Annotated in this window: 9 protein-coding genes; 3 read left to right on the plus strand and 6 right to left on the minus strand. The window is 63.1% G+C overall.

Annotation, left to right across the window (positions count from 1 at the left end; translation table 11 throughout):
* Positions 1-34: 34 nt before the first annotated feature.
* Positions 35-1161 (plus strand): IS3 family transposase gene (locus tag KFK14_RS20565; RefSeq protein ID WP_115288562.1). Its coding sequence is split into 2 segments (ribosomal slippage): positions 35-266 and positions 266-1161, totalling 1128 coding nucleotides; the frame shifts between segments, so codons are not numbered across the junction.
* Here the strand turns inward: KFK14_RS20565 and KFK14_RS20570 are convergent.
* The 5 genes from KFK14_RS20570 to KFK14_RS20590 form a co-directional block, all read right to left on the minus strand.
* Entirely contained in the window at positions 1127-1765 is a 639-nt protein-coding gene (locus KFK14_RS20570) for an autoinducer binding domain-containing protein (protein ID WP_212608985.1), read from the minus strand. The genes KFK14_RS20565 and KFK14_RS20570 overlap by 35 nt on opposite strands.
* 294 nt (positions 1766-2059) lie before the next feature.
* Positions 2060-3184 carry an ABC transporter permease gene (locus KFK14_RS20575; protein WP_030090407.1) on the minus strand — a complete coding sequence of 375 codons (1125 nt, stop codon included), beginning with the start codon at positions 3182-3184 and terminating at the stop codon, positions 2060-2062.
* A 1-nt stretch (position 3185) separates the two neighbouring features.
* Complete coding sequence (rbbA, locus tag KFK14_RS20580; protein WP_404950392.1) at positions 3186-5969, minus strand: ribosome-associated ATPase/putative transporter RbbA; 2784 nt, start codon at positions 5967-5969, stop codon at positions 3186-3188.
* Positions 5933-7006, minus strand: a complete 1074-nt coding sequence (locus KFK14_RS20585; RefSeq protein ID WP_021246282.1) for an HlyD family secretion protein — start codon at positions 7004-7006, stop codon at positions 5933-5935. The genes rbbA and KFK14_RS20585 overlap by 37 nt, the downstream gene beginning before the upstream one ends.
* On the minus strand, positions 7006-8469 hold the full coding sequence (locus KFK14_RS20590) for an efflux transporter outer membrane subunit (RefSeq protein WP_231746291.1): 1464 nt from the start codon (positions 8467-8469) through the stop codon (positions 7006-7008). The genes KFK14_RS20585 and KFK14_RS20590 overlap by 1 nt, the downstream gene beginning before the upstream one ends.
* Before the next feature lie 160 nt (positions 8470-8629).
* On the opposite strand from KFK14_RS20590, the gene KFK14_RS20595 reads away from it, so the two are divergent.
* Positions 8630-9334, plus strand: coding sequence for a TetR/AcrR family transcriptional regulator (locus tag KFK14_RS20595; protein WP_081873244.1), 705 nt, complete (start codon positions 8630-8632; stop codon positions 9332-9334).
* Here KFK14_RS20595 and lptB read toward each other — a convergent pair.
* On the minus strand, positions 9324-10247 hold the full coding sequence (lptB, locus tag KFK14_RS20600) for an LPS export ABC transporter ATP-binding protein (protein ID WP_062066091.1): 924 nt from the start codon (positions 10245-10247) through the stop codon (positions 9324-9326). The genes KFK14_RS20595 and lptB overlap by 11 nt on opposite strands.
* Positions 10248-10588: 341 nt before the next feature.
* Here lptB and KFK14_RS20605 point away from each other — a divergent pair, with 341 nt between their 5' ends.
* Positions 10589-12343, plus strand: coding sequence for a PHA/PHB synthase family protein (locus KFK14_RS20605; protein WP_030090402.1), 1755 nt, complete (start codon positions 10589-10591; stop codon positions 12341-12343).
* Position 12344: the final 1 nt, after the last annotated feature.

Genomic DNA, 12344 nt, shown 5'->3' on the forward strand with positions numbered 1-12344 from the left:
GAGCGATTAGAGCTCGCAACAGGAGACCGACGAGATGATCAAGCATACAGAAGAGTTCAAGCAAGAGGCGGTACGGATCGCGCTGACCAGCGGGTTGCCGCGCGATCGGGTTGCATCGGATTTGGGGATAGGGAAGTCGACGCTGGGCAAGTGGGTATCGCAGTATCGGCCCAGTGATCTGGTTTCAGCGCCGCAGGCAGATCTGGCGCGTGAGAATGAACGCCTTCGCCTTGAGAACCGTGTGCTGCGGGAGGAGAGGGAAGTGCTAAAAAAGGCCACGCAGTTCTTCGCGAGCCAAAGGCCGTGAAGTTCGCATTTGTGCATAGCTGGCGGCACCGGTGGCCCGTTGAACTGCTCTGCCGTGTCATGGATGTCAGTGAACGCGGCTATCGTTCCTGGCGCTCGCGCCCGATCAGCAGGCGGGAGCGGACAGATATGAAAGTGCTGGCCCATATCCGGGAACAGTACAGGCTGAGCCTTGGCAGCTACGGCCGTCCTCGCATGACGATGGAGTTGAAGGAGGTAGGGCTCGATGTTGGCGAGCGCCGGGTCGGGCGGCTGATGAAGATCAACGGGATCAAGCCAGTCCGCACGCGCAAGCACAAGGTTACGACTGACAGCCACCATCGCCTGGGTGTCGCAGCGAACTGGCTGGACGGCGATTTTGCCGCAGATGCGCCCAACCGTAAATGGGCCGGCGACATCACCTATATCTGGACGTCCGAAGGCTGGCTCTACCTTGCCGTCATTCTCGATCTGCATAGCCGTCGCGTCGTAGGCTGGGCAGTCAGCGACAGGATGAAGAAAGACCTGGCGATCAGGGCGCTGGATATGGCGGTGCGCCTGCGCCAGCCTCCCGAGGGCTGCCTTTTCCATTCGGATCGCGGTAGCCAATATTGCTCCTACGACTATCAGAAAAAGCTGCAGGCCTATGGCCTGCGTCCATCAATGAGCGGCAAGGGAAATTGCTACGACAATGCGTCCGTCGAGACCTTCTTCAAATCCCTGAAGGCGGAACTCATCTGGCGGCAGAGCTGGCCGACGCGGCGTCAGGCAGAAGCCGCCATCTTTCAGTACATCAATGGCTTCTACAACACCCGTCGCCGCCATTCATATCTAGGCGGCATCAGCCCGCTCGCGTTCGAAGCCAAGGTGGCATAATGAGATAGGTGACCGGCACAAAACCGTTACAAGTCCACAATGCCGTGCATTGAGCTTCGCGGCGCGTGAGCCTGGGTACGTCATGTCCGCGCGAGGCATGATGTAGTCTGAGGCCCGCCTTGAACCCGAAGGCAGCGACGATGTGGAGCGTCGTCAGTAGCGATGGCGAAGCCATGATCGGCTCCGCGCGTGCGAAAGTGCAAGACGCATGGGATTCGCTCGGTATGTGGAGCGGCACGGTGACACCGTGGACGAGACCATGCAGCCGCGCTTCTTCGAACAGGGCTGATTGTGTGCCTGTGAGATCGACATAACCGGGAATCTCGTCCCAGCTGAACGGGCGGTCCAGCAACTGGCTCACCTCATAGACTGGATCGATGACGTACGCGTGGCTCTCGGTGTAGAAACGCACGAACTCCGCCGGATAGTTGGTAATAACCAGCGCCCGTTCGACCAAGCGTGGGAGGCCGCCATGTTGGATCATCGCGACATAGGGGAAGCCCATTTTCGTGGCGGCATCAGCTAAGGCGGCGAGCAGCGCTTCCATTGAAGAAGCGACATTGAAGCGTGAGAGTGTCTCACGCAGTCTGGCATTGACATACATGGCATCCTCCTTGGGTTGTGTTGGCCGTGCACCGGCAAACGTGCCAGAAGAAGCCGTTGTGATACCTATGGGAGATAGGGGGCATTCACAGCCGTCAGCCAGCGCTATGGCTGACGCGTGAGGCTGCTAGGGCAATCGTGGATTCGCTGTTTCGAAAACCTGGCTCAGGATCCGTGACACCGCCGCCGGTATTATTCTCCTGCGAAACCTGCGCGGAACCGTTCGGCAATCGTTAGTCTGAAGCATCGTTACGATGCCCCACGCAATTTGGTGTTCTGACATTCGACTGCCTCCTCACGCCATCGTGCCGATGGTTCGCCGGAACCTCGCCAACGCAATGGCGAAGAAGATCGCGCCGATAGCAATGATAGCCAGGAACTGGGGCCAGACCACGTCAAAGCCCGCGCCCCGGTAAAGGATGGCCTGCGCCATCTTCACGAAATGGGTGGTGGGCGCGGCCAACATGACCGTCTGGACGAACTCAGGCATGCTTTCGCGCGGCGTCGAACCGCCGGACAACATCTGCAACGGCAGCAGCACCAGCATCAGCAACAAGCCGAACTGCGGCATGGAGCGCGCGATCGTCCCCATGAAGATGCCGATGGAGGTCGTGGCGAACAGGTGCAGCCCCGCTCCGGCGAGGAACAGCGCGATCGACCCTTCGACGGGAACGGACAGTACCCCTTCCACCATCGCGAAAAGCGCGAAAGCGCAGGCGACCAGGACAACGAGCCCCATGGCCCAGACCTTGCTGGCCATGATCTCGAATGGCGTCACCGGCATCACCAGCAAATGTTCGATCGTGCCGTGCTCGCGCTCGCGGATCAGGGCCGCGCCCGTCAGCACGATCGACAGCATGGTGACGCTGTTGATGATTTCCATGACCGCGCCGAACCAGCTTTGCGCCAGCGTAGGATTGAACCGCACGCGCAGCGCCAGCTCGACCGGGACCGGCGTGCTCGCACGCGTGCCTTTCATGAATTCGGCAACTTCGCCCTGCACGATCTGCTGGATGTAGCCGCCGCCCGTGAAAGCCTGGCTCATCCGCGTAGCGTCAACGTTGAGCTGCAAGCCGGGTTGGCGTCCCGCAAGTACGTCTCGCTGAAAATCGGGCGGGATGTCGAGAGCGAACGTATAGCGCCCGGCATCCAGCCCCTTGTCCACTTCGTTCAGTCCCACGATCGAAGGGGGCGTGAAGTGCGGCGGATAAAAGGCGCCGGTTATCCGGCTGGAAAGCTGCGACTGGTCTTCATCGACGATCGCGATAGGCGCCTTGTGCAGCGTTTCCGGCATGGCGGTTGCCGCGACGTAGATCCCCACCGAGAACGAATAGAGGATCAGGAACAGCATCATCGGATCGCGCCACAGGCTGCGCAGTTCCTTGATGCCGAGCCGGTAGATGTTGGCCGCGTGGCGCATATCAGCTCTCCTGCTTGCGCAGCAACGCGACACACAGCGCCAGGATGACGGGAAACGTCGCGAACAGCACGAGAAGGTCGGGCCAGAGGTCGGCGAACCCCAGCCCCTTGGAAAAGACGCCGCGGCAGATGGTGACGAACCAGGTCGCGGGATATATCGATCCGATCACCGCGCCCGCCCCCTCGAGCGAGGACACCGGGTTGATCAGGCCGGAAAACTGCACGGCGGGCAGGATCGTGCCGATGGCGGTGGCGAACATCGCGGCAATCTGGCTGCGCATGAAGATGGAGAACAGCAGGCCGATGGCCGTCGCCGACAGCGTATAGAAGAGAGCGCCCAGCGTCATCGCGAGGAAACTGCCCGTCAACGGCACGCCGAACATCGTGACGGCGAGGAACACCAGCAGGACATAGTTCAGCATGGCGAGCGCGACATAGGGAAGCTGCTTGCCCAGCAGGAATTCCACCTTGCTGATCGGCGTCACGTAGAAATTGACGATGGATCCCAGCTCCTTTTCCCGCACCACGCTCAAAGCCGTCAGCATCGCCGGGAACAAGAGCAGCATCATCGGAATCACGGCCGGCGCGATGGCCACAAGGCTTTTCACGTCCGGATTGTAACGATAGCGCAGCTCGATATTGACGAGACCCATCGATGGCCGCGCACCTGTTTCCTGCACGGCCATTTCACTGAGCCAGTGGGCATGCAGGGCCTGGACATAGCCTTGCACGGTCTCAGCCCGCTGCGGCATGGCGCCATCGACCCATACACCGATCTGCACCGGCACGCCCCGGCGCAGGTCGCGCGCGAAATTGGGCGGAATCTCCAGGGCCACGCTCAGTTCGCCCGAGCGCATCCGCCGGTCCAACTGGCTATAGTCGGTGATCGGCGGCCGTTCGATGAAATAGCGCGATCCGGCCAGGTTGAGGACGTAGTTCTCGCTGGTGGTCGTGCCGTCGCGGTCCAGCACGGCGAACGGCAAGTCCTCCACGTCCATGCTGATGCCATAGCCCATGATGAACATCAGGATGACGCTGCCGAGCAGAGCCAGAGTGGCGCGGATGGGATCACGGCGCAATTCCAGCCCTTCGCGCCGGGCATAGCTCATCATCCGGCGCCGCATGAACCATGGGGAGCGGGCCGGTGCAGCCGAAATGTCCTGATCGGCCGCGGCAGGCGCGCCCGCAGGAACCGGATCGTCCCTCTTTTCTGTCGGCGTCTCGCCGCTCGCATCCTGAAGATAGGCGATGAACGCTTCTTCCAGGTCCGCCGCGCCGCGGTTCTCGACAATGGCGGCGGGAGTGTCGCTGACCAGCACCTTGCCCGCATGCATCAGCGATATGCGGTCGCACCGCTCCGCTTCGTTCATGAAGTGCGTGGAAATGAAGATCGTCACCTTGTCGCGCCGGGACAGGTCGATCATCATCTGCCAGAACTGGTCCCGCGCGATCGGATCGACGCCGGACGTCGGTTCATCGAGGATCAGCATTTCCGGCTTGTGGATCATGGCGACGGCTAGGCTGAGCCGCTGGCGCTGGCCCAGCGGCAAGGCGCCGGGCAACGCATCCATGATGCCATCCAGGCCGAACCGCTGCGCCATTTCCCTCACGCGGGCCGGCACGTCTTCGGCGGGAACATGGAAGAGCTGGGCATGCAGCTCGAGGTTCTGCCGGACCGTCAGTTCCGAGTAGAGCGAGAAGGCCTGGCTCATATAGCCGACGCGCCGGCGCGTCGCCATGTCGTCATTCTCGACCTCGCGGCCGAACAGCCAGGCCTGGCCTTCGCTGGCTTTCAGCAGGCCGGTCAGCATCTTCATGGTGGTTGACTTGCCGCAGCCGTTGGAGCCGAGGAATCCAAAGATCTCGCCGCGCTCGATGCGAAAATCGACATGATCGACTGCCGTGAAATCGCCGAAACGCATGGTGAGCCCCTGCGCCTCGATGGCGATCTCGGCCTCGCCGCCGTCGCTGCGCGGCGGAATTTCCACCGGCTTGTGCCCGCGGCGGCGCTCCTCGGGAAGCATCGAGATAAACGCCTGTTCCAGCGACTGTTCGCCGGTGCGTGCATAGAAGTCGGCTGCGGTGCCGGTGGCCAGCACCTTTCCCGCGTCCATCGCGATCAGCCAGTCGAAGCGTTCGGCCTCTTCCATATAGGCCGTGGCGACCAGCACGCTCATGTGCGGGCGGTTCGCGCGGATGCGGTCGATCAGATCCCAGAATTGCGCGCGCGACATGGGATCGACGCCGGTTGTCGGCTCATCCAGCAGCAGGAAATCGGGATCGTGGATGAGCGCGCAGCACAAGCCGAGCTTCTGCTTCATGCCGCCCGAAAGCTTGCCCGCCGGGCGCTTGCGGAACGGCGCGAGGCCCGTGCTTTCGGTGAGGTCGGCAATGCGGCGCTCGCGTTCGGCCGCGTCCTGCCCGAACAACCGCCCGAAGAATTCGAGATTTTCGTCGATGGAGAGCGTAGGATAGAGGTTCTTGCCCAGCCCCTGCGGCATATAGGCGATGCGCGGACACACGGCGTTGCGGTGGCGGGCCTCGGCCATGTCGCCGCCCAGCACCTCGACCCGGCCCTCCTGGATGGCTCGCGCGCCCGCGATCAGGGAAAACAGGCTGGACTTGCCGACGCCGTCCGGGCCGATCATCGCCACCATGCGCCCGGCGGGGATTTCAAGATTCACATCATCGAGCGCCAGCACCTTGCCGTAATGCAGGCTCACGCCCGAAACGCGGGCGACAGCTTCCGTCATTGCGGCACGTTGACGGTCAGTTTCGCGGGCCATTCGGATTTCGGATCGATCCGCACATAGGCCATGCCCGGAAGGCCGGTCTTGACCTGGGTGATATAGCGATCGAGCAACTTGCGATCGATCTGCGCCTTCACGCGGAACATCAGTTTCTGGCGCTCGCTTTGCGTCTCCACCGTCTTGGGCGTGAACTGGGCCACATCGGCAACGAAGCTGACTTTCGCAGGGATCGCACGATCCGGAAGCGCATCGAGCACGATGCGTACATCGCTGCCCAGCGCCACCTTGCCCGCGACCGTTTCCGGCAGGAAGAAGGTCATGTAGACGTCGCCCAGATTGACCAGGTTGAGCACGCGCCCGCCGCCACCCACGACTTCGCCCGGCTGGGCGACGCGATATTGCACGCGGCCGGCCGTCGGCGCCTTGAGGTCGCTGTCGCGGATATCGGCCTCGATCCGCTGGATGGTGGCGCGCACGGCATCGACCTGCGAACGCGCGCCGATCACCTGGTTGCGCGCCGTCGTGATCGCCGCGTCGACGGCCGCGAGTTGGGCGCGAGCGGCCTCCACTGCCGCCGCCGCGCCTTCGACGCGGGCCTGATCGTCATCCCGTTCCTGCACGGCGGTCGCACCTTCTCGCGCCAGCGTTTCCGATCGCGCCAGCCGCTTGCGCGCCGCGTTCAGCTCCGCCTCACGCTGGCGGACGCCGGCGAGAGCCGCCGCCCGGTTGCTCTGCTGCTGCGCGACCTGGCTGGTCGCGATCTGGATGCCGTTCAGCGCCTGCGCCAGTTGCGCTTCGGCTTCGGCCCTCTGGGCACTCAGCACGTCCGTATCCATATGGGCGACGACTTGCCCCGCCTGCACGAACGCGCCTTCGTCGACCAGGATTTCGCGGATGCGGCCGGGCGATTTGGCGGAAACGTCGATTTCAACCGCTTCGATCCGGCCGTTACCGCCGACGATGCCTTCGGGCAAATCGCCGGGCTTGAGCACCTGCCAAAGGAGCAGAGCTACAACGACGAGCGCCGCCGCGATGCCGCCCCTGATGAGCCATGTCTTCCGGGACGCCGTCATCACCTGTGTTCTCCGCCTTGATCGTTGCTGTCGTGGACGACTTCGGCGGGACCCCCGCCAAGCGCCGCGTAGAGGGCTATGCCGCTCGCCAGATGAGCGCGGCGCAACTGGATCAGCGCCTGTTCGGTGTCGAAAAGGTCGCGTTGCGCGTCCAGCACTTCCAGATAGGCCGAACGCCCGTTGTCGAACCGCAACCCGGCCAGCCGAGCCCGTTCGCGCAAGGCGTCCAGCGAGCTGCGCGCGGTGTCGATCCGCAACGCCAGTTGCCGGCGCCGGACCAGCGCGTCGGAAACATCACGAAACGCGCCCTGCACGGTCTTTTCATAGCTGGCCACGGCTTCGACCTGCCGCGCTTTCGCCAGATCGAGGTTGCCGGAAAGGCGGCCCGCATTGAACAGCGGCAGGGCGATCGTCGGGGTGAAGCTCCACGCGCGGCTCCCGTCGCCGAACAGCCCGTCGAGATCGGAACTCGCCGTGCCGAAGGCACCCGTCAGGCTGATATTGGGAAAGAACGCCGCCCGCGCCGCGCCGATATCGGCGTTGGCCGCCCGCAATTGATATTCCGCCGCCACGATATCAGGCCGGTTGACCAGAAGGTCGGAGGGCAAGCCCGGCGGAAGGGCGATATCCGGTCCGGTTTCGGCAAGACCGAGGGGCCCAGGCACGATCTCCACGGGCCGCCCGACCAGCAGCGCCAGCGCGTTGCGGTTCACGTCGCGGTCCTGCTCAAGCGCTTGCAGCGCATCCTGCGCCTGCGCCAGCAGCAACTGCGCCTGGGTCATTTCCAGTTTGGAACCTGAACCAACTTCATAGCGGCGACGCATGATCCGCAGCGAGTCCTCGCGCGTGACGATCGTCCGCCGGGCAAGCGCGAGGCGTTCCTCATATTCGCGCTCCAGCAGATAGCCATTGGCGACCTGCGCGATCAGGCCGGTGGCAACGGCGCGCTTCGCCTCTTCCGTCGCCAGATAACGATTGCGCGCGGCGTCGTTCAGGTTGCGCAGACGGCCCCAGAAATCGATTTCCCAGCTCGCGCTCACCTGCGCGGTGACCTGCTTGATGTCATAGCTCTGCGTGCCTGCGCCCGGCAGGCTGATGATGGAACGACCCCGCGTGCCGGTGCCGACGGCGTTGAGTTCGGGATAGAGCGCCGATCCCTCGATACGCCAGGCCGCGCGCGCCTGATCGACGCGGGCCGCGGCGATACGGATATCGCGGTTGTTCTCCAGCGCGGCCGCGATCAGCGCACGCAGATGCTCTTCCCGGAAGAAATCATGCCAACCGATCCGCGCGATGGACGCGCCCAGCGCGGCTGGCGCGGGATAGTCCTGCGGCACCGGCTGGGCCGGCCGGACATTGGGCGGCGCGAAGGAACAGCCGGACAGGAAAGATGGCACGATCATCGCCGCCATGACGGCCCGGAACCCGCATAAACGGCCAGTAATATGAGCGCGGCGAGCCATCTAGTCCGGTTCCATTCTGGTTCAAACAGGCGGTACGCCTATGGGCAAGCACCTCTCCGGACTATTAGTATCTACACTTAGTGGTTTTGATATTGCCCGGTATCACTTGCTGATCAAGCGCGAAAGCTGGAATGAAGCAGCGATGGGCCGCGAGCGATTCATGAAAGATGACGGCGCCGCATCGGGAACCGGCTCGCGTCTGCCTGCCCGCGATCCCAGGGGAGGAAGGCCGCCACAGGAGGTCGCAGCCCGGCTTGGACATCATATCCTCGAGACGGCGCTTGCCCAATTCATCGCCGGCGGCGTCGAGGGTACGAGTATGGAAGCTATCGCCGCCGCCGCACAGACATCGAAGCGAACGCTCTATTCCCGCTTCGGCTCAAAGCTCGCCCTGCTCGTCGCCGCCATGGAACACGGCCTTGCCCGCTATCTCGATCCGATCGCGGCATCGGTCCCTCGAGGAAGCACCCGCAAAAAAATCGCCTATATCGCTCGCAGGATGCTCGACCTGTCGCTTCAAGGCGATGTCGTGGGCATCGAAGCGCTCATCATCTGGCTGGCAAACCACAATCCGGGCATGATGCGGGCACAGCCCGCGATCGGCACCCAGTTCGGCATCGATCTGATGCAGACGATCCTTGCCGAGGCGAGCGAACCGAACAGCGAGGAAGCAGGCGATCTTCCGTTCCTCGCTGCTTTTCTCTTCGACGCGCTGGTCACCGTGCCGCGCCAGCGCATCCTGCAGCGCCATGATCTGCACAACACCACCCGGACAAAGGCTGCCTATATCGAGCGAGCGCTCGACCTCATGGCAAAGGCCATTCCGTTCCTGAACGAAGGGCGCGGTAACCGCCTCACATCCTGAAGCCCTCGCCAAGATAGCGATGCCGGACTTCGGGGTTGTCGAGTACCGCTTCTGGGCCGCCCTCGAACAGCATCCTGCCCTGATCGATGATATAGGCCCGCTCGACCAGTTCGAGCATCTCATGCACATTGTGGTCGGTCAGAAGGATCGCCACGCCTTCTCGCTTGAGCTTTCGCACCATCGCCTTGACGTCGGCGATCGACATGGGATCGATGCCCGCGAACGGTTCATCGAGCAGGATGACCGAGGGCGCTGCCGCCATGGCCCTGGCGATCTCGCAGCGCCTGCGTTCCCCGCCGGACAACCGCTGTGCGGGAACGTCGCGAATGTGGGCGATATTGAACTCGGCAAGAAGTTCATCGAGCCGCGCGGCAGCTACATCGCGATCGGCGATATGCAGTTCGAGCACGGCCGCGATATTCTCCGCAGCCGTCATGCCGCGGAAGATCGATCCTTCCTGGGGAAGATAGCCGAGGCCCAGCTTCGCTCTTCGATCCATGGGAAGCGCGGTGACATCCTGACCGCCAATCTCGATCCTGCCGGCATCCACGCTCATCAGGCCGGCAATCGCATAGAAGCAGAGCGTCTTGCCGGCCCCGTTTGGCCCCAGAAGCCCCACGATTTCGCCTGCCCGCACTTCGAGCGCGACATCGTCAAGCACCTTCCGCTTGCCAAAGGACTTCTCGATCCCGGCGATCGAAAGAACCGTCGGCGCGCGCTCGACTGCGACCGGTCCGATTGACGCGGGCGCAAGCGGCTCGCTCTCCGAACGCGCGGCCGGCGATACGAGTTGGGCATCATGCCCGAGATTTCCGCCAAGGTCCCTCAAAAGCCGGGTCAGTACGCGTCTCCATCCCGGCCGGCCAGCACCAGCGCAACCGCTGCCATCATGGCGATCTCGCGGATCATCCATTCTCCTTCAATTTCCCGCAAAATTGCCCGGGATGACGACCGCCGTACACTGTATCTCCAGGCAATGCATCGCCATCGTGAACTATACCTAGTGGCTTTACGCTCAATGATTGAGGCTCCTTTTTCTCCAGCAGGCCATGGCCGAATATCCCCGCGCCCGCGGTTGCGACTGGCCGTCAGACAGCCGTCCGGTCGCAACCAAGCTCCGTGCGGCTTGCATTCTATCTTACCTATGCAGTACCGTTCGGCATAAGAAGAACCGGGAGGGGCGGCCCAAACATCTGCTGTGGAATCCTGTCGGAGAGACGAGGCACCTTCCAGCGGAACTCGGAGTATATAGTCATGGCCACGTCCCCTCCGCCTTCCGACGATCCGCTGGACGGAATCAGCGAAACGCTCGACCGCACGGCATCGGCGGCCATCGCGCAGACGACTTTCGGCCTTTCGCCGGCCACGCTCCTGCTTGCCATGGCCGATTGGGGGATTCATCTCGCCACGTCGCCGGGCAAACAAATGCAGCTTGGCGCCAAGGCCATCCGCAAGCATGCCCGGCTTTTCGACTATCTGCAGCGCCGCATGGAAGACAGCGAGGCCGAACCGGCCATCGAACCATTGCCGCAGGACCGGCGCTTCGCCGATCCCGCCTGGAAAGAATTACCTTTCAATCTCGTCGCTCAGGCCTTCCTGCTCAACCAGCAATGGTGGCACGCCGCGACGACAGGCATTGGCGGTGTCTCGAAACATCATGAAGACATGGTGGAATTCGCCGCACGGCAGATGCTGGACATGCTCGCGCCGACCAACTTTCTCGCCACCAATCCCGTTCTCCAACACAAGATCGCGGAAACAGGTGGCCAATGCCTGGTCGACGGCTTCCGGCACCTGGTCGAGGACATGCAGCACATGGCGCGCGGCCTGCCGCCGGTCGGCGCCGAAGCCTTTCGCGTGGGCGAAAACGTCGCCACTGCCAAAGGCAAGGTCGTCTACCGCAACAAGCTGATCGAACTGATCCAGTATGAACCGACCACGGACACCGTGCGGCCCGAGCCAATCCTGATCGTGCCCGCGTGGATCATGAAATACTATATTCTCGACCTGTCGCCCGAGAACTCGCTGGTCCGCTGGCTGACGGCGCAAGGCTTCACCGTGTTCATGATTTCGTGGCACAATCCCGGCAGTGCCGACCGTGACCTCGACATGGACGCCTACCGGCACCTCGGACCGATGGCGGCGCTCGATGCGGTGACGGCGATCACCGGCGCGACGGGCATCCATGCCATGGGCTATTGCCTTGGCGGCACGCTGCTTTCCATCGCGGCCGCGGCCATGGCGCGCGACGGAGATGACAGGCTCGCCAGCGTCACACTGCTGGCCGCACAGACGGAATTCAGCGAGCCGGGGGAATTGGGCCTGTTTATCGACGAAGGCCAGCTCAACCTGCTGGAGAACATGATGTGGAGCCGGGGCTATCTGGACAGCAGCCAGATGGGCGGCGCCTTCCAGGTCTTGCGTTCCAACGACCTGGTCTGGTCGCGTGTGCTCGCCACCTACCTGATGGGCGAGCGCGAACCGATGAACGACCTCATGGCCTGGAACGCCGACGGCACACGGATGCCCTATGCCATGCACAGCCAGTATCTGCGCCGCCTGTTCCTCGACGACGACCTGGCCGAAGGAAAATACCGGGTGGATGGGCGAACCATCAACCTTGCCTCCATCCGCAAACCGCTGTTCGTGGTCGGAACCGAGCGCGATCATGTCGCGCCGTGGCATTCCGTCCACAAGATCCACCTGCTGACCGGGGCCGAGATCACTTTCGTCCTGACCAGCGGCGGGCACAATGCCGGCATCGTTTCGGAACCGGGCCACAAGGGCCGCCGCTACCGCGTGTTGACCCGCGAGGTCGACGGCACCTCCTACGATCCCGAAGAATGGGCAAGCCGCGCCGAGCAAAAGCAAGGCTCATGGTGGACGGCGTGGGGAGAATGGCTGGCCGCGCGTTCGGGAGAACCTGGTGCGCCGCCGCCCATGGGCGCAGCGGACAAGGGCTATGCGGCGATCGCCGATGCTCCCGGCCATTATGTGCTGGAGCATTGAG

Origin of the sequence: Sphingobium phenoxybenzoativorans (genome assembly GCF_018286635.1) — a bacterium.
Taxonomy (GTDB): Bacteria; Pseudomonadota; Alphaproteobacteria; order Sphingomonadales; family Sphingomonadaceae; genus Sphingobium; species Sphingobium phenoxybenzoativorans.

Coding starts and splice junctions, on each gene's coding strand:
- lptB (WP_062066091.1), bottom strand. CDS start 10,247: ATGGATGATCCGCGAGATCGCCATGATGGCAGCGGTTGCGCTGGTGCT.
- KFK14_RS20570 (WP_212608985.1), bottom strand. CDS start 1,765: ATGTATGTCAATGCCAGACTGCGTGAGACACTCTCACGCTTCAATGTC.
- rbbA (WP_404950392.1), bottom strand. CDS start 5,969: ATGGCCCGCGAAACTGACCGTCAACGTGCCGCAATGACGGAAGCTGTC.
- KFK14_RS20575 (WP_030090407.1), bottom strand. CDS start 3,184: ATGCGCCACGCGGCCAACATCTACCGGCTCGGCATCAAGGAACTGCGC.
- KFK14_RS20585 (WP_021246282.1), bottom strand. CDS start 7,006: ATGACGGCGTCCCGGAAGACATGGCTCATCAGGGGCGGCATCGCGGCG.
- KFK14_RS20590 (WP_231746291.1), bottom strand. CDS start 8,469: ATGGCTCGCCGCGCTCATATTACTGGCCGTTTATGCGGGTTCCGGGCC.
- KFK14_RS20595 (WP_081873244.1), top strand. CDS start 8,630: ATGAAAGATGACGGCGCCGCATCGGGAACCGGCTCGCGTCTGCCTGCC.
- KFK14_RS20605 (WP_030090402.1), top strand. CDS start 10,589: ATGGCCACGTCCCCTCCGCCTTCCGACGATCCGCTGGACGGAATCAGC.